The organism is Pseudoalteromonas sp. 5Ae-yellow, from assembly GCF_014077565.1.
GTDB lineage: Bacteria > Pseudomonadota > Gammaproteobacteria > Enterobacterales > Alteromonadaceae > Pseudoalteromonas.
Map to the genome: position 1 here is coordinate 57,633 of NZ_JACGWD010000012.1, position 16,442 is coordinate 74,074.

16 protein-coding genes and 1 pseudogene are annotated in these 16,442 nt (G+C 38.1%); 7 read left to right on the plus strand and 10 right to left on the minus strand.

The window, feature by feature from the left end; translation table 11 throughout:
• The first annotated feature begins 130 nt into the window (after positions 1-130).
• Positions 131-475, plus strand: a complete 345-nt coding sequence (locus H4J63_RS05475) for a PDZ domain-containing protein (protein ID WP_182195093.1) — start codon at positions 131-133, stop codon at positions 473-475.
• Between the two features lie 248 nt (positions 476-723).
• Here the strand turns inward: H4J63_RS05475 and H4J63_RS05480 are convergent.
• Together H4J63_RS05480 and H4J63_RS05485 are read right to left on the minus strand one after the other, a co-directional pair.
• A pseudogene (locus H4J63_RS05480) lies at positions 724-1,581 on the minus strand (MBL fold metallo-hydrolase).
• Positions 1,582-1,767: 186 nt separating this feature from the next.
• Entirely contained in the window at positions 1,768-3,651 is a 1,884-nt protein-coding gene (locus tag H4J63_RS05485; protein WP_182195096.1) for a propionyl-CoA synthetase, read from the minus strand.
• A gap of 186 nt (positions 3,652-3,837) precedes the next feature.
• Between H4J63_RS05485 and H4J63_RS05490 the strand changes: the two genes are divergently transcribed.
• A complete protein-coding gene (locus tag H4J63_RS05490; protein ID WP_024605810.1) occupies positions 3,838-4,239 on the plus strand; it encodes an NUDIX hydrolase in 402 nt (133 codons plus the stop codon).
• Here the strand turns inward: H4J63_RS05490 and H4J63_RS05495 are convergent, their stop codons facing one another.
• The 3 genes from H4J63_RS05495 to H4J63_RS05505 all read right to left on the minus strand — a co-directional run bounded on the left by H4J63_RS05495 (position 4,240) and on the right by H4J63_RS05505 (position 7,615).
• Positions 4,240-5,337, minus strand: a complete 1,098-nt coding sequence (locus H4J63_RS05495) for a polysaccharide lyase family 7 protein (protein WP_024605809.1) — start codon at positions 5,335-5,337, stop codon at positions 4,240-4,242. It lies immediately after the preceding gene.
• Positions 5,338-5,735: 398 nt separating this feature from the next.
• Complete coding sequence (locus H4J63_RS05500) at positions 5,736-6,509, minus strand: ABC transporter substrate-binding protein (protein WP_182195098.1); 774 nt, start codon at positions 6,507-6,509, stop codon at positions 5,736-5,738.
• A 92-nt stretch (positions 6,510-6,601) separates the two neighbouring features.
• Positions 6,602-7,615 (minus strand): AraC family transcriptional regulator, encoded by a 1,014-nt coding sequence (locus H4J63_RS05505; RefSeq protein WP_024605807.1) that lies wholly within the window; start codon positions 7,613-7,615, stop codon positions 6,602-6,604.
• A 97-nt stretch (positions 7,616-7,712) separates the two neighbouring features.
• On the opposite strand from H4J63_RS05505, the gene H4J63_RS05510 reads away from it, so the two are divergent.
• Positions 7,713-8,159: an SRPBCC family protein gene (locus H4J63_RS05510; RefSeq protein ID WP_024605806.1), complete on the plus strand. Its 447-nt coding sequence runs from the start codon at positions 7,713-7,715 to the stop codon at positions 8,157-8,159.
• Positions 8,156-8,977: a sterol desaturase family protein gene (locus H4J63_RS05515; protein WP_024605805.1), complete on the plus strand. Its 822-nt coding sequence runs from the start codon at positions 8,156-8,158 to the stop codon at positions 8,975-8,977. Before H4J63_RS05510 ends, H4J63_RS05515 begins: the two co-directional genes overlap by 4 nt.
• A gap of 11 nt (positions 8,978-8,988) precedes the next feature.
• On the opposite strand, the gene H4J63_RS05520 is transcribed toward H4J63_RS05515, so the two are convergent.
• The 4 genes from H4J63_RS05520 to H4J63_RS05535 all read right to left on the minus strand — a co-directional run bounded on the left by H4J63_RS05520 (position 8,989) and on the right by H4J63_RS05535 (position 12,251).
• Complete coding sequence (locus H4J63_RS05520; protein ID WP_182195101.1) at positions 8,989-10,827, minus strand: DUF4105 domain-containing protein; 1,839 nt, start codon at positions 10,825-10,827, stop codon at positions 8,989-8,991.
• 79 nt (positions 10,828-10,906) lie between these two features.
• Positions 10,907-11,389 (minus strand): DUF3015 domain-containing protein, encoded by a 483-nt coding sequence (locus H4J63_RS05525; protein WP_002962856.1) that lies wholly within the window; start codon positions 11,387-11,389, stop codon positions 10,907-10,909.
• Positions 11,390-11,559: 170 nt separating this feature from the next.
• Positions 11,560-11,949: a hypothetical protein gene (locus tag H4J63_RS05530; protein ID WP_024605803.1), complete on the minus strand. Its 390-nt coding sequence runs from the start codon at positions 11,947-11,949 to the stop codon at positions 11,560-11,562.
• Entirely contained in the window at positions 11,946-12,251 is a 306-nt protein-coding gene (locus tag H4J63_RS05535; RefSeq protein ID WP_024605802.1) for a hypothetical protein, read from the minus strand. Before H4J63_RS05535 ends, H4J63_RS05530 begins: the two co-directional genes overlap by 4 nt.
• A gap of 273 nt (positions 12,252-12,524) precedes the next feature.
• Between H4J63_RS05535 and H4J63_RS05540 the strand changes: the two genes are divergently transcribed.
• Entirely contained in the window at positions 12,525-12,944 is a 420-nt protein-coding gene (locus H4J63_RS05540) for a VOC family protein (RefSeq protein WP_010554617.1), read from the plus strand.
• Positions 12,945-13,137: 193 nt separating this feature from the next.
• Entirely contained in the window at positions 13,138-13,956 is an 819-nt protein-coding gene (locus H4J63_RS05545) for a hypothetical protein (protein ID WP_182195104.1), read from the plus strand.
• Positions 13,957-13,978: 22 nt separating this feature from the next.
• On the opposite strand, the gene H4J63_RS05550 is transcribed toward H4J63_RS05545, so the two are convergent.
• Entirely contained in the window at positions 13,979-14,863 is an 885-nt protein-coding gene (locus H4J63_RS05550) for an AraC family transcriptional regulator (protein ID WP_182195107.1), read from the minus strand.
• A gap of 184 nt (positions 14,864-15,047) precedes the next feature.
• Here H4J63_RS05550 and H4J63_RS05555 point away from each other — a divergent pair, with 184 nt between their 5' ends.
• Entirely contained in the window at positions 15,048-16,193 is a 1,146-nt protein-coding gene (locus H4J63_RS05555) for an iron-containing alcohol dehydrogenase (protein ID WP_182195110.1), read from the plus strand.
• Positions 16,194-16,442 lie beyond the last annotated feature (249 nt).

Sequence of the window (16,442 nt, forward strand, 5' to 3'; positions counted from 1 at the left end):
TTACATTCAAAAATATTTAATTTAACGCTGAGAATATAAAAACTTAGTGATAGTAATGTGTTAAGTAATTTGTTAAAACTATGAATAGTAAAGAATATTAACGATAGACTTACATGGAGTGTTAATTCATATGTTCAAATTCATAATTATTTTAATCTCAATTACTTCTTTCAATGCCTTGGCTGCAGAGAAGGTTAAACTTGGAGTTGTGGGGAACGTTGGCGCTGATGGTTTTTTTAGCCCGACGGTAACATCATTTATTATTAAAAAAGTAGAGCCTAATTCACCCGCTGAAAAAGCAGGGATTGTTGCAGGACAGGAAATCATTTCTATAGAAGGCTGTAAAATTCCAGGCTGCCCTGCCAGTGAAGCAAAAGAATTAATGCGCAAGGAGTCTGGAGAGATTTTACAATTACTTTTAGAGAATGAAGATGGTAGCCAAGTACCTTTAAAAATCCCTATGAATGCTTGGTAAACCTAAGACGTTTTTAAAATACCTAAATATATCCAGCCTATAAAGTATGTTTATTCCCAAAGCGTGGGTTTGTGTAAATGAACTAGATGCAATTGGAGTATTACTTACTCGGTTTGTATGTAGGTTACTGCTTAAAGTAATTGAGGTAGATTAAAAAGGTTTGATCAGTAATAACTTTATTTAACTAATTAATGAATACATTGGTATTGCGTTAAATACGGCAATACCAATAATTATTAGACTAAAGCTTATAAATCGCTGCGCCAACCCATACCAGACTCTTCCATTAAACGCTCGTACACGCCTTCTATGTTAAGCGGTAACCATGCATCAAACTGTTTAAAGTCACTAAATTGGTCTAATTTTACATTTTGTTTAATTTCATCAAGCGTATTACCGGCTAAAACGCCTGCTGTTACTTGGCTGTATAAAAGCTCTAAATAACTTAAATAGCGCGCTACATCAGCCTTGCTGCCAATATCGGCATGTCCGCCTACAAAGGTATCAAAGTTATATTTGAGTAGCGCTTGGGTTGAGTTAATCATGCCTTGAATATCGTAACTCCACAGCTTTTGCCACGGCATTCTGCCAATAACAATCCAATCAACTACAAATAACGTTTTTTGCTTTTCGAATAATATACTAACCGAACCACGACCATCGTTTGGACCATGGTAGTTAAGTTTTACTGAGGAATCACCAAGGGTAAGTAGTAGCTCATCATCAAAAGTAAGGCTGGGCGTTACTGTTTTCATTTGTGTGTTTTTAATATCTTGCGCAGCGAGTTTATGCGCTACAAACGTGGTGTGCGGGCTTTTAAATACCTCGGCGCCGTAAATATGATCGCTGTGATTATGGCTATAAATTACATATTTTACCGGTACGTTAAAGCGAGTTTTAATTTGCTCGTTTAACCAGGTGGCGGCTTTTTTATTAAGCGGGTCGGTAACAATTGCACCTTAAGAAGTGATTAAAAATACTGAGCGGTGTCTGTCGTCTATAAAGCGGTGTAAGCCGTCCCCTAAGTCTTCTATTTCATAGGCTTGTGTGGCAAAGCCTATAAATAATAGGGCTGTAGTTAATAGTTTTTGTAGCAAGCGGGGCATACACCATTCCTTTTAAAATTGATTAAATTAATAACGCTATTAAAAGAAGAAAGCATTAAGCCGTAAAAAATTTCAGTTATTGGTTAAATTAAAACTAAAACTAAACCTAAACTTAAGTCAAAGGATCAAATATAAGGATGAAATAAAAAGCCATTATAAAAATGGCTTTAGATAGGTTGGTTGGGTTTATCTTTGTGTTAGTTGTTGGTTTATTTCTTCAAAGATACTGGCATCATCTATGGTTGAAGGTATTTGTAGTTCTTCGCCATCAACTAGTTGACGTAAATTTTTACGCAGTATTTTACCCGAGCGTGTTTTGGGCAGCCTATCTACGCTAACTATATTTTTAAGGCACGCAATAGCGCCAATTTGATTACGAACACTTAAAACAAGTGCTTCTTCCACGTCGATACTTGAGCCCATAAAATCATTTTTAAGCACGATCATTCCCATAGGGAGTTGCCCTTTTAGGGGATCGTTTACACCAAAAACAGCGCATTCAGCAACAGCAGGGTGCGCGGCTACTATCTCTTCCATTTCGCCGGTAGAAAGCCTATGCCCTGCTACATTTATAACGTCGTCGGTTCTGCCCATAATAAATAGGTAGCCGTCTTCATCAATATAACCGCCATCGCCAGATAAATAATACCCCTCGTATTCATTTAGGTAGCTTGCTTTAAAGCGCGGAGTATCTTGCCAAATTGTTGGTAGGCAACCCGGTGGAAGTGGCAGTTTAATTACCACGGCGCCTTGCTCGTTAGCTTTGCATTCATTGCCATCCATATCTAATATTCGCACGTCAAAACCTGGAGTTGGCACGGTAGAGCTGCCAGGTTTTGTTGCTAAGTACTCAAGCCCTACAGGGTTACAAGCAATAGCCCAGCCGGTTTCTGTTTGCCACCAATGATCGAGCACTGGCAGTTTGGTTTTTTCTTTAAGCCACTCGTAAGTGGGAGGATCTAACCGCTCGCCAGCTAAAAATAAACGTTTTAAGCTTGAGGTATCGTATTGATTAAAACCATCGGCATTTGGGTCTTCTTTTTTAATTGCTCTAAATGCGGTGGGGGCACTAAATAATGCATTTACTTTATATTCTTCTACCACGCGCCAAAATGCACTAGCATCGGGCGTTTTAACGGGTTTACCTTCATATAATACGGTCGCGCAGCGATACATTAGCGGTGCGTAAACTATATAAGAGTGCCCAACTACCCAGCCAATGTCAGACGCTGCCCAAAATACGTCGCCGGGCTTCATACCATAAACGGTTGCCATGCTGTATTGCATTGCCACTGCGTGACCGCCATTTTCGCGTACTACGCCTTTGGGTGTGCCTGTCGTGCCTGAGGTATATAAAATATAAAGCGGGTCATCTCCATTTACCGGCACCGGATCTGCGCTTGCAGCCGTTTGCATTGCCTGAGTCCAATCTATGTCTCGTTTAGGCTTAAGAGTGGCGGTTACTTGTGGACGCTGATAAATAACGCAGTGTTCTACTTTATGCGCAGCTAAGTCTATTGCGTTATCAATGAGTGGTTTGTATTCAATAACGCTGTTTACTTCAACACCGCATGAGGCGCTAAGTATAAGCTTGGGCTTGGCATCATCAATGCGTACAGCCAGTTCGTGTGCAGCAAATCCACCAAATACCACCGAATGAATAGCACCAAGGCGCGCGCACGCCAACATACCAATAACAGCTTGTGGGATCATTGGCATATAAATAACAACGCGGTCGCCTTTTATAACACCTAACGATTGTATTACGCCTGCAAATTTAGCAACTTCTTGTTGTAGTTGTGAGTAGCTATAAGTTTGCTTTGTATTAGTGACTGGAGAGTCGTAAATCAGTGCAGTTTGCTCGCCAAATCCGGCAATAACGTGCTGGTCTAGCGCTAAAACACTGGTGTTTAATTGCCCGTCACTAAACCAATGGTAAAGCCCGTCGTCGTCTTGTGTGTATACTTTTGTGGGGGGTTTATACCATGGAATATTTTTACTTTGTTCGAGCCAAAACTCGGCTGGGTTTTGTTTAAAGGCATTATATTGCTGTTTATATTCGCCTGACATGTAAGGCTCCTAAAGCTAAATTTGTGTGTGAGAGACCTTACAAAATGTAGGCTTTTTTTAGTAAGCAAGCTATTCGACCTTGGTCGGCTAAAAGTTAATCAACACACTGGTTTTAAAAATACCAAATTGACAACACAAAGCGTGTGGTTCAGCATGGCGGGCAGTAAAAATAAGAGAAAATACGATATGAGTAACGTAGTAAGAGTTGGTGTGGCGGTTATCATAAAGCACCAAAACACAATTTTACTAGGTGAGCGCATTGGCGCGCATGGTGCTAATACATGGGCAACACCTGGTGGACATTTAGAGTTTGGTGAAAGTGTTGAGCAATGTGCAATACGAGAAGTGTTTGAAGAAACAGGTTTAAAGGTAAGTAAAATTACTAAGCTTGATTTTACCAATGATATTTTTACAGCAGAGAACAAACACTATATTACGCTGTATGTAAAAGCTGATTTTGAAGGCGGAGAGCCTGAGCTTAAAGAGCCTAATAAATGTTTAAAGTGGCGCTGGTACGATATTAATAATCTACCAACGCCACTGTTTACATCACTAAAAAATTACTTATCTGAGGCTGTACTAGCCTAGTTATTTTGTTGGCGGTGTCGCTGGGCTTAACGCTAGTTTACTAAAGCTTACTTGAGCGTAATCGCCATTTTGTTTATCTGTAGACCAATCGCCAGTACCTAAACAACCTGGGTACCAAATACCTTTCGCGCTTTTAGTACTACATTGGTTATAAGCGCCGGCTTTAAAGTAATGCCAATCTGCAGCGTAGCCATGTGGATGGTCTTTTTCGTCCACTTTGCCATAAGCATCTACGTTATTACCTAAGTTAATAGAGTAATTAACGTCTTCTTTGCCTTGTGCGCTAAATGTAAGGTGCATAACATTTTTATACACATTTACCGTGTAGCTAAATTCTTCACCTAGTGCAATACCTGCACCGCCTGGCTCGTTAGGGTTTTCCCATGTATTACCCCAAACTGGGTAAGTAATGTCTGTACGATCAGGATTCGTTTTAGCTAAGTTACGTTCGTAGTTCCAAAAAACTGAGCCTGTTTTATGTCCTGGCCATTTTTTGTAATATATTTTAAGTGGCTCATTGCCCCAGCCATAACCAAGCTTGGTATCAATAAGTGCCTGATCTTTACCTGCGTGAATTTGCCCTATAACAACCGAGTAAGCTGCTTTTTTATCAGGGTCGGTAGCACGTAGCGCAACGTGATCTACTTTTAATGTTGCTTCCATTTTTCCACCAACAGAACCAAATCTGTCAGATAGCGGGTGAACAGCTAAAGCAAAGTTGTTTTTAGAGTGTTTAGTTTTAATTTTAGTATTTGATCCACGGATCATTTGTCTAAGTTCACTACGGGTATTAGTAGAGTTAGCACTTGTAAGCGCTTTATTAGGGGAGGTAAATACCATGTAGCCTTTTTCATCAAGGTAGAAAAAATCAGGGTGTGCGTAAGTCTGAATTTCTTCTACATCTATTTCATCAATTTTACCGTCGTTGTTTAAATCCACTGGTACATTTATTTTCCAGTGAGATAAATCAAACTTTGTTGCAGGTACCGGCGCATCGCTTTGCTGATTAGTGCTTTGGGTACTTGAACAAGCGGTAAAAAGTAAAGGGGTGATAACGGCTAAAGCCGTAAGTTTAAATGTGGATGTATTTTTTATCATTATTGTCTCTGTGTGATGAAGTAAAAATTGTGCGGTACAGGCATCGCTTAATCTCAATCTAGCATACCAATTTAACAATTAAAACTTACCAATTAGTAAAATTAAATATTTTTTAAATGATTTTTTGTTATACCAATTTGGTTTAGGTGTTTTTTAACGGCTTTTATGGAAGTGTTTGCGGTATGTATTTTATATGTGCTTGGCTATTCATTTAGTGATGTTTAACGTAGATTTTGGCGCTAAGGTGTAGTCTATTTTGGGGGGGAGGAGATTTTTAATTTTGTAGTTTGCTTTGCCGCGTTTAGCAAATAACTAAATAACCACTGCCAATAACTAAATAACCACTGCCAATAACTAAATAACCACTGCCAATAACTAATGTCGGGCTTTAACTATGGTTAGTGCTGCAAGTTAGTCGTGTTTGGTAATAAAAGTTGCCACTTGTTTAAAATGGCATGGTATTCACCATTTTCTTTAATACTACTTAATGCGTCAGAGAGTGCTTTAGCTGTTTTAGGATTAAGTTGATTACTTGCTGCAAAATTAAGTGAGGAGGGAAGATCGCTTAAATGAATTCGTTTTGTAATTAGGCTAGGATCGAGTCCTAGGCTTTTTAGCTCGTTATTAAGTGTAAGTGTATTAGTTACTACAAAGTCGATTCGGTTTTTATAAAGCATTTGCCAAAGTTGATTATAGTAACTGACCAGTATTAAGTTGTTATTTTCGGTAAAGCCTTTTTGCTTTAAGTAGGCTTCGCTCAGGTAGCCACGAATGGTTGCTACTTTATACTCTTTAGCAAAATTTAAGTGAACAACTTCATCTATATGGCTTTTTAAGCTAATTAAATAAGCATCTGCAAAATACACTTCCCCTAACCACGTATATTTATTAATCCGCTCTGGGGTTTTTAACAAAGACAACATTATGGCGTTGGTATTTGTTTTATGCTCCTTAAAAACGCGGGCCATAGGCATTATTTCAAAATTAGCGGTTAAGTTTGTTTGCTTCACAACTGCTTTGGCAATGTCGACTAAAGCGCCGCTTACTTCACCTTGCTGATTTTTAAAGTGATAAGGAGGAAGGTCTTCAGCTATAAAAGTAACCGAATCGGCGTTACACAGGGGGCTATATAAAATAAATACAAAAGCACTTAATAAAACACGCAAAAACATAAAAAATCTTTTAAAGCAATAATACACCTAGTGTAGAGAGTATTAACTAAAACATATATATATTATGTTTATATAACGTAAATAATTTGCATTTACTTGGCTGTACTTGCTGTTTTGTATTTTATAAATTGTAATGGCGAGCATTTATGCCAGCGTAAAAAAGCTCGATTAAAAGAGCTTTGATCTTTAAATCCTAAAATATTAGATAAATCAGCAAGTGGCATGCTGGCTATTAATGTATCTGCACGTTTTTTACGTTCTTTTTCAAGTAGCTGAGCAAAGGTTAAGTCTTGTTGTTTTAAGCGTCGTTGTAGCGTTCGGGGTGTTAAATTAAGCGCATCAGCTATGCCTATTAGGTTGCAGTTTTGCAAGGTAGTTTTAGCTGTAAGTAACTGATTAACTTTATCGTCAATACACTGCTGGCTTTTAAAGTTAGAGAGTTGCTGCTCTGACAATTGCTTAAAAGTAGAATTAATAATGGCGTTATCGGTTTTAAAGGGCAGCGTCAAATAATCGCTCGGAAAGCTAATTTGATTATATTCAGCACTGCTTTTTACAGGGCATTTAAACCATGATTCAAGGGCGCGCCTTTGCGATGGCAACCAATTATAAGTGAAACTAATACTACTTGGCGAAAGCGTTAAATTTATTAACTGGCGAATTACACTTACCCACGCGGTCATGTTTCGTAAAACAACATGCTCATTACAACTTTGATGAGCAATCCAACGAATAGTTGCTGTATCAGTATTTAGTTCAAACTTGGCTTTACCAATATCAGCCACCAAGCTGTCGTAGCTTAACAATGCTTTAATGGCACTGCTTAAGTTATCGCTTGATTCAATTAAGTAACCTAAAACGCCGTAGTCAGCAGTGCGAATTTGCTGACCTAGGGTAAAACCAAAAAGAGGATCGTTAAGTGTTTTTTTGCCATAAACTAATAAGGCATTGTAACTATTTAAACTAATACGCGGCGCTAATTGATGGGTACGTTGATTACTAAATTCGTCAAAGCTAATAGCGTGCAAAGCCGTTTTAGTACTAATGCCTTGCGCTTGTAAGTAATCAAGAATACTTGAAAAGTAATGATCAGCCAATGTGTGCATTTGTCATCTAAAGCTAAAAAATAGTCGTGTATTAGCAAGTTTGCCACGTTAAATTTTTATATGCTAGTTGAATGCCTAATAACCTCTTGCTGTAAAAATGATACTTATAACAATAAAACAAACGCTTAATGCACAGCCAAAACAAATAATAAGCACACTATTGGATCATCAACAGTTGCATCGATTTTTTAATGCCAAATTTACGCTGCTACAAGCACAAGACGAAGGGCAAATAGAAGGCGGAAAAGGATCTGTTAGGCAAGTGAAAATAGGTAAAATAACTTTTTCAGAGCAAATAATCAGTGCCGATCAAAATCAGATCAGTTACCAAATAGTAGGCGATAAACCAGTAGCTAATCATCGAGGCGATATATACCTCACTGCAAATAAAGACATCAATACTTTAGTTACCGAACTTAACTATTGCATAAGCTGCTCAGCTCCGTGGTGGATGCCAAATGCATTACTTAAATATGCTATTACAAAAGATATAACCCAAGCGTTAAACAATTTAAATAATTATTTTTTGGCGGGTAAAGTATGAACTCAGAAATTATTTTGCTCGCTCTTAGCCCGTTATTTTTGATATTTGTTTGCTGTGAGTTTATTAAGTTTAAGCGCTATTACGACATAAAAGATAGCCTAGCAAATACAGTGTTAGCGCTATTACACCAAGGCGCAGATGCTATTGCGTTACTGCTGTTAATGCCTTTATTTAATTGGTTGTATGACTATAGATTGTTTGATATTGAAGTGAGTGTATTAAGTATTGCATTTGCATTTTTACTGCAAGATTTTTTGTATTATTGGTTTCATAAAGCATCGCATCATATTCATTGGTTGTGGGCTGCACATGTGGTGCACCACAGCTCAACTAAAATGAATTTCACCACCGCATTTAGGCAAAGCTTAATGTACCCCGTAGCCGGTATGTGGGTGTTTTGGCTACCTATGATTTTAATCGGATTTGAACCGCTAACAGTATTTAGCGTGGTTGCATTAAATTTGGCGTATCAATTTTTTGTACATACTCAAATAGTGGGTAAGTTAGGCTGGTTTGAAAAAGTATTTAATACGCCTTCGCATCACCGAGTTCATCACGCAATAAATACAGGCTACCTTGATAAAAACTTTGCAGGTGTACTTATTATTTGGGATAAGTTATTTGGCACCTTTGTGGAAGAAGATAAATCAAAGCCTTGTAAATACGGCATTATAGGGCAGCTTAATAGCAATAACCCAGTCGTTATTACGTTTCATCAGTGGGAGCACTTATTGAAAAGTGTTTATAAGGCATCGGGAATAAAAGCTAAATGTAGAGTGCTATTTGGCTACCCTACAAGTAGCATTAAATATAAATAATATTGAAAAAGTTAAAAGTAAAACTGCATAGCTAAACTCATTGATGAATTATGGCTATGCCATTGAGCATGCTGTACTTTGCTGCGCAGCGATACATTGCGAGAAACAGCGTAATTCCATGTTATAGCTATTTCGCTGTGCTTACTTGCTGCGTTATCAGTTAGCCATAATATATTGCCAGTTAAAGCGAGTTTATGGTTATTGTTTATTTGCCAAATTACACCGGCTTCGCTGCCTATTCCAGTACTAAGTCGGTCGGTTATATCGCCTGTATTTAGCTCAAATTGACCAAGAATATAGCCGTGTAGATTATTAGGATCGCCATAAGATTTACCATAACCTCCTTTTGTAAAAAAGCGGCCTAAACGTTTATTGTCACTTGGTTGTCGGTCAAAGCCCATTTTAAAGTTCCACGACCAGCTATCAAATATGCGGTTATCGGGTGCAAGCGACATAGCATCTAATAAGTAAAAATGTTCAATATCTGCATTTCCTTCGTCAGTAATAGCGGCTTCCAAATCAAAAAAACTAATTTGTGCACCCGCTATAAAACCTTCAGGCCTATCTAGTAAGTCATGATACGCAAGCCTATAACCAAAATTTGTAAGGTTTGCTTGGTTATTATTTTGTACCCTACCTAGCGTTACTTTAGAAGAGCCATGACCTTGCTCTGGAGAAGCAATAGGACGACTTGGCTTAGTAAATGGCGAAGCTACTTTATATTTGCTGCGCATTAGTAGTAGCTTAGTTAGTCGCGGGGCAATTTCTTCACGCTTTAATGCTTTATCGTAAAATTCAAAATTTAACCATTCATACGCCATTTCTAATATTGCGACTAATTGCGACTGTGAGTAATTACGAGTATTGAGGGAGCCACCTTGTATTAACTCTCTTGCATCATCAAGTTGTTCGTTAGTCATTTGAGTAGAGTAATGGTAAAGCTTAGTGCCAAAAGCAGGGCGGTAATTAGGTGATTGTAGTAAGTTGTTATTTCTTAGTACTGCAACGGTATCTGATGGAATAGCTTGCATATTAAATGACGATGTTAAATCAAGGTCCTCTTGTGCGAGTTGTAATAATGCAAGTAATTGGTAAGAGCAGTTTTCATCAATAAAAAAGTAATCAAATGTAGCTGATTGTAGCTCCCATAAGTGCAATAAAATAAGCTCTACCTGTAGCTCAGATAAATTAAGTTTGTATTCCCAAATATCACGAGATTCTAAATCATTATATTCGCGTACTTTTTTATAGTACGGCATAAGCGAAAACTTACCTGGGTAGCTGCCAATCAGGCCTTTTAGTGCGTACATAGCTGCATTGTCTGAGCCGTCTGGTTCTGCTGCAAAATTAACCGCAAATGCGAGCAACTCTTTATGGCGAGTCTGATCTTTTGCATCAATACGAAGTAAGGTGTGACCAAACATTGATGATGGGCTATTCATAAATGCAGTAGGAAAAACTAACGTAACCCCTTTTGGGTTTATTATTTTTTGCCACGTTTGAAGCTCTGGGCAATTAAGCGCGGGCCAGTTATTTTTAATTTTTGTTTTTAGCCATTTATAGCGTGCTGGAAACCGACAGCGAGATTGTGTTGTTTTTGGGTCAGTATTTTTACCACTAAATGCGGCTATAGTGGCTTCAAGTTCGTCCAGTGGACTTGTTTTACCTATAGGAGATAAAAAAAACTCAGCCCTATCTACTTCACTTTTCCAACCACCTAATGTGGCCCCACGGTAATGACCTAATTTGAGCCAGTAAGGGTCGGTTGCTAAGGTGTCATTTTTAAAACTTTGAGCGTTTACGTAAGTACTAAACAGCGCAATTGATAAAACAAAGAATATTTTTTTCATAATCACTAAACAATAAAAGCCGCTAGAGAAATACTCCAGCGGCTTTATTTATACGTATAAAACCGGCTAATTTAGCTGATTAAGAAAGAGTATAAGAAGCAAGTTGTGCGTTACTTGCAAGAACAGTGTTTAGGTTTTCTAAAACTGTTTGCGAAGTTACGTTTTCAGAAGTAAATACTGAAGAAAACTGTGCTTGAGCAAGCGCGTTGAATGCTGCTTTATCTTGATCTGCAACACCCCAAGCTTCAGCTAGAGTAGCTAAAGTTTCGCCTTCACCTTTTGACATATCACGAGCAAGTTGCTCCATGTTACCGTCAATGAATAAAGCAATTTTTTCTGAAGAAGTTACTGTACCAGTACCATCACAACCTAAAGTACCAAAAGTGATACCAAAAGTTTGGTTACCAGAAGTACCGTTTGTTGTAGCGCCTAAAATTTTAACGCCTTTACCTTGCTGACCTGCAAATAACATAGAACCAAGACCACAACCAATATCTTGGTCAGCCATTGCGTTTGAGAAAGGAAGTAAAGATAGAGCTGCTACTGCGATTAGTTTTTTCATTTTCATAAATCCATATATGATTGTCTTTATTTAGGGTAAATAAAGTTCGCGAAAGATTCTAACAGACTTGCAAAGAAAAAGAACAGCTTAAAACATGAATATTTTACACTCTAATTTTTCTACTATTTTAAAGCGAATGCTGGGAGAAACTAGACCAGTTCAATAATTTTTTATTGAACTGGTGGCGGCTTTTTACTTCTTGGGGCACCTAATAAAATGCAAGTATGGCAAATGCAGACAGATAAAAATGCACTAATACCCAATGCACCGCCATAGCCGTCAAGTTTTGGTACAAGATGCTCAAATAAGATTGAAAACAAAATAGATGAGCTTGCTACAGTATAAATACCAAATCGATGTGGGGCGCTCATACCTATAAATGTACCGCCAAAAAATACAATTGCGTATAAATCGGGGTTCAAATTTAAAGCGCTAAAAATTAAATAAGCAATAATAGAAAGTGAAGACGACGCTCTAACCCCGTCAAAGCGACTATGCTTAGCTAAATAAAATGTTAAAAAAGCCCCAAGCAGTACAAGTAATGGATATTCAATACTCATAATACTATTCCTCTGGCTAATACAAAAAGTGCCACACTTGCAAAGGCAACACTACCAAGCTTGCCACCAAAACCTGTAAACATATTCATAGTAAGCACATACAAACTTGAGCCAATAAGCGAAATAATAGCAATTTCCCAGTAACTGGTAATTAAATGAGTTGAACACATACCTGCAAAGCTACCAGCATAAATTGCAGCATACGGATGGTTTTTATAATGTGCAGGAAAAGGAATAAACGAGCCAATAAGTCCCGTTAGCGCAGCAGAAATCACTAAAGGTAATGCAAAAGTAGTGTGCATAGCAAAGCAAGCTACAAAGCCTAAAAAGAAAGTGATGAATTTTAAAAATAAGAATTTAATCATAGCGGCGCATTTTAAACTAATCCTTTTGCGCTTTCTAATACTCTCTAACAAATAAATGTTATAAGTAATTACAAACGTTAAAAGCGTGTTTTTTAAACGGCTTTTAGGTATTAAATATGCTTAATAGTGCCGCTGTTAATGTTCTATAAATCACAAGTTATGTATAATGGCGATAATTTAATGTATTAAAGTGTTAACCAAGGGTTATTTATGTCTAACTGTTTGCATCTGGCTATTCCGGCTGGCGATTTAAAAGTGGCTAAAGCGTTTTATTGTGACGTACTAGGCTGTAAAACGGGTAACAGTGAAGAAGGTCGCTGGGTAGATATAGATTTTTGGGGTAATGAACTTACCTTGCACCAAAGTGTTGAGCGCCTACCAACAGTTCGCCATGATGTAGACATGGGAGCTGTGGCAGTACCTCACTTTGGGATTCACTTATCTGAAGATGAATTTAACGGGTTAAAAACACGTATTGAAGATGCGGGAATTGAATACCTAGATAAACCATATCGCCGTTTTATTGGTGATGAGTTTGAGCAAGAAACGTTTTTTATTGAAGATCCAAATGGCAATGTGCTTGAAATGAAAACCATGGTAAATCCAGAGGTTTTATTTAAAAAAGTATAAATGCTGTTGTTTAAGTTAAGCTAAAAAACCACTTTAATAAGTGGTTTTTTTATAACTATTAATCAGTGTTTTGATAAATTAGTTAATATTTACAGGTAAAAAAAATTACGCTACATACATGATTTTTATTCACTCTACAATGTAGGTATAGACACGTAGACTTAATTTCAACTCTCATACTTTATTGTTATTTATGCTGCTTAAACTCATAATTGCACCTTTACTTATTTTACTAATAACATTCGCCCAAAAACGCTTTGGTAGTTTTGTTAGCGGTATAATTCCTGGCTTGCCTATTACCTCTGGGCCTATTTCTTATTTTATAGCATTAGAGCAAGGTAAATTATTTGCAGCTAACTCAGCGGTGGCCTCTCTTTATGGTATGAGCGGTATAGGCTTATTTTGTTTTAGTTACTTGGTTGTATCACGAAGGTTTGGAATGCTTAAATCGCTTTTTACAGCGTTGAGTATTTGGTGCGTATTTAGCGTTATTACTTTATTTTTACCAGTGAATATTATTGTGGCGAGTGTGGTTTCGCTTTGTATTTTACTCGGTTTAACTATTATCTCTACAAAGCTAAATATATCAGTTGATGCAAAACCATTAAATGCTCGCTGGGAGCTTCCGGTAAAAATGATATTAGTGACGAGCTTTATCGTGCTTGTTACGTTTATATCGCAGCATATAGGGTCTGCATGGAGCGGGTTAATATCTACCTTTCCGGTTATTTTAGCGGTAATGGGCAGTGTTGCCCATTTTAGTGACAAACAAGCCTCAACGTTTAAAATTCTTAATGGCGGTATTATTGGTTCATTAGGTGGGTGTGTATTTTTTGCGGTGATTGCGTTTATGTTAAAACATAACTTTATGATTTGGCAGGTGTACGCAACAGCTGCCATTTGCTCAACATTATTTACTATTATTTTTAGCCAACTTATTAATCGCCAATTGACTAAGCAAGTTATGCTAAACACCAAAAAAGCAGTGCTTAAGATTGACTCGCTCGGTTAACTTACATATCTAAAGCCATTACCTAGTTATGTAGTTGAATTAACATTTCACTGGAGGTTTTATTAAAGTGGCGTTTAAATTCGCGGCTAAATTGCGATGGGCTGGTATAGCCAACCTTTAATGCAGCTTCGTTGGCTTTGCTTCCACTACTGGTTATAAGCTCTTTAGCTTTAGCTAAACGTACTTTTTTTAAATACTGCAAAGGTGACTCAAACGTTACTTGCCTAAAAGCACGATGGAACGACGACACACTCATATTTACATCTTCAGCTAACCCTTCAATCGTAATTTGATTGGCATAACTACTGTGCATGGTAGAGAGCGTTCGTGCTATACGTGCATAGTGCCCGTCGTGCATGGCAAGGCCTATTAACGTGTCGCCTTGTGGGCCGCAAAGCACGCGGTATACTAATTCTTTTACTATATCTTCGCCAAAAACATCTGCTTCAATAGGGTTATTAAGCACGCTAAGTAAGCGGTGAGTTACTTGCTCCATGGCGCCATCTATTTTAGCCGATTGAACGCCACTCATTTGCCCTGAAGTGAATGGTTTATTTGTACCAATTTGGTTTACTAGCTTGTGTAACATTACTGGGTTTATATCTATAACAATGCCCATTACAGGCAGGTTGTTATCGGTAAAAGCTTCGCACTCAAGTGGTACAGGCACTCCTAAAACAAGGTAGTCACCTTCGCCATACTTTATTTGATGTTCAGGAAAGTGAATTATTTTATGTCCTTGGCCAACAATAATAATACCTGAGTTATATATAAGAGGCTGACGTGGCGAGCTTTTACTTGCGCGATGAAAATACACACCTGAAATAATGGTTTCCATGTTGCCTTCAAAGTTAAGTAAATTATTGTGCTCTGCAAATTTTTGCATCATGTTGGCTATTGAGGACATTAAAACATCTATTATCGTACGAATTTTGCGTAAAATATCAATGTTGACAGTTTTAGGCAAGCTTTTGCGAGTTATTGGGCTTTTTTTATGTTTGTTTTGCCACTAATATGCATTCATTGAAATTTAGCTTAGTGAGTAACTAAGCATTATATTTAGTATTTAACCGTCACCTAGGAGCAAAATAATGAAATTTAGCTACGTAAATCCAACGCTTATCCAGTTCGGCCAAGAACAAATTGCCTCACTAACTGATTTGATCGCAAAAGATCAAAAAGTATTAGTAGTGTACGGCGGCGGTTCAATTAAAAAGAACGGCGTGTACGACCAAGTTGCAGCAGCACTTGAAGGCTTTGATTGGGTTGAGTTTTCGGGCGTTGGCGCTAACCCAACAATTGAAGTACTAGATCAAGCAGTAAAAATTTGTAAAGAACAAGATATCGACTTTGTACTAGGTGTAGGCGGTGGCTCTGTAATTGACGGCGTTAAATACATTGCAGCGTCGGCAGTATATGACGGCGAAGGTTGGGATATCCCTACTGGTAAGCATAAAGTAACAAGTGCATTACCTATTGGGGCAGTACTTACGCTTCCAGCTACAGGTTCTGAGTCTAACCAAGGTTCTGTTGTGAGCAAAGCTGCGACTAAACAAAAACTTCCGTTTATGTCTCCTGCGGTACAACCTAAGTTTGCAATTATGGACCCTGATGTAATGAAAACATTACCACAGCGCCAACTTGTAAATGGCTTAGTAGACGCTTGGGTACACACCTGTGAGCAATACCTAACATTCCCTGCAGGCGCACTTGTACAAGATGGTTACGCTGAAGCGCTATTAAAAGCACTTAAATCATTAGGCGATAACTTTGAAAACCAAGACGATGCATGGCGTGCAAATCTTATGTGGGCAGCAAACCAAGCACTTAATGGTTTAATTGGTTCTGGCGTATCGCAAGATTGGGCTACACATATGATTGGTCACGAGCTTACAGCCGCTTACGGTGTTGATCATGCACGTTCACTTGCTATTGTTCAGCCTTCTTTATTACGTAACCAATTTGCAGTTAAAAAAGCAAAGCTTGAGCAAATGGGTAAAAACGTATTTGGTCTTGAGCAATCTGAAGACTTAGCAGAGAAAACAATTGCAGCAATTGAAGCGTTTTACCACAGCCTTGACGTAGCGACCCAGCTTACTGAACATGGCGATGATAAAGCCGCTACTATTGACAATATTATTGGTAAACTTGAAGCTCACGGCATGGTTGCTCTTGGCGAAAACCAAGCTATTACGCTAAAAGAAAGCCGCGAAATTTTAGAGCAAGCGGTTGCTTAATTTTCAAAGCTAAGCGCTTACTTAAATATACTAGGGCGTGTTGATCTTTGGTGGGTGAATTTGCAGCAGTATGTTTGGTTTTTAGGCAAGGCGGAGCCTATGTAGTGTGGTTATTCCCCATGAATAGGCGATAACGCAGCATAAATACCAAACATGCGCTGCCCTTTGGGTTCTTTCTAGGGACGATTAACTCTTTGTTGCTCGGTTTTTACTTAGCCCACTAGGTTACAAACCTCGCGCCGCGATTTA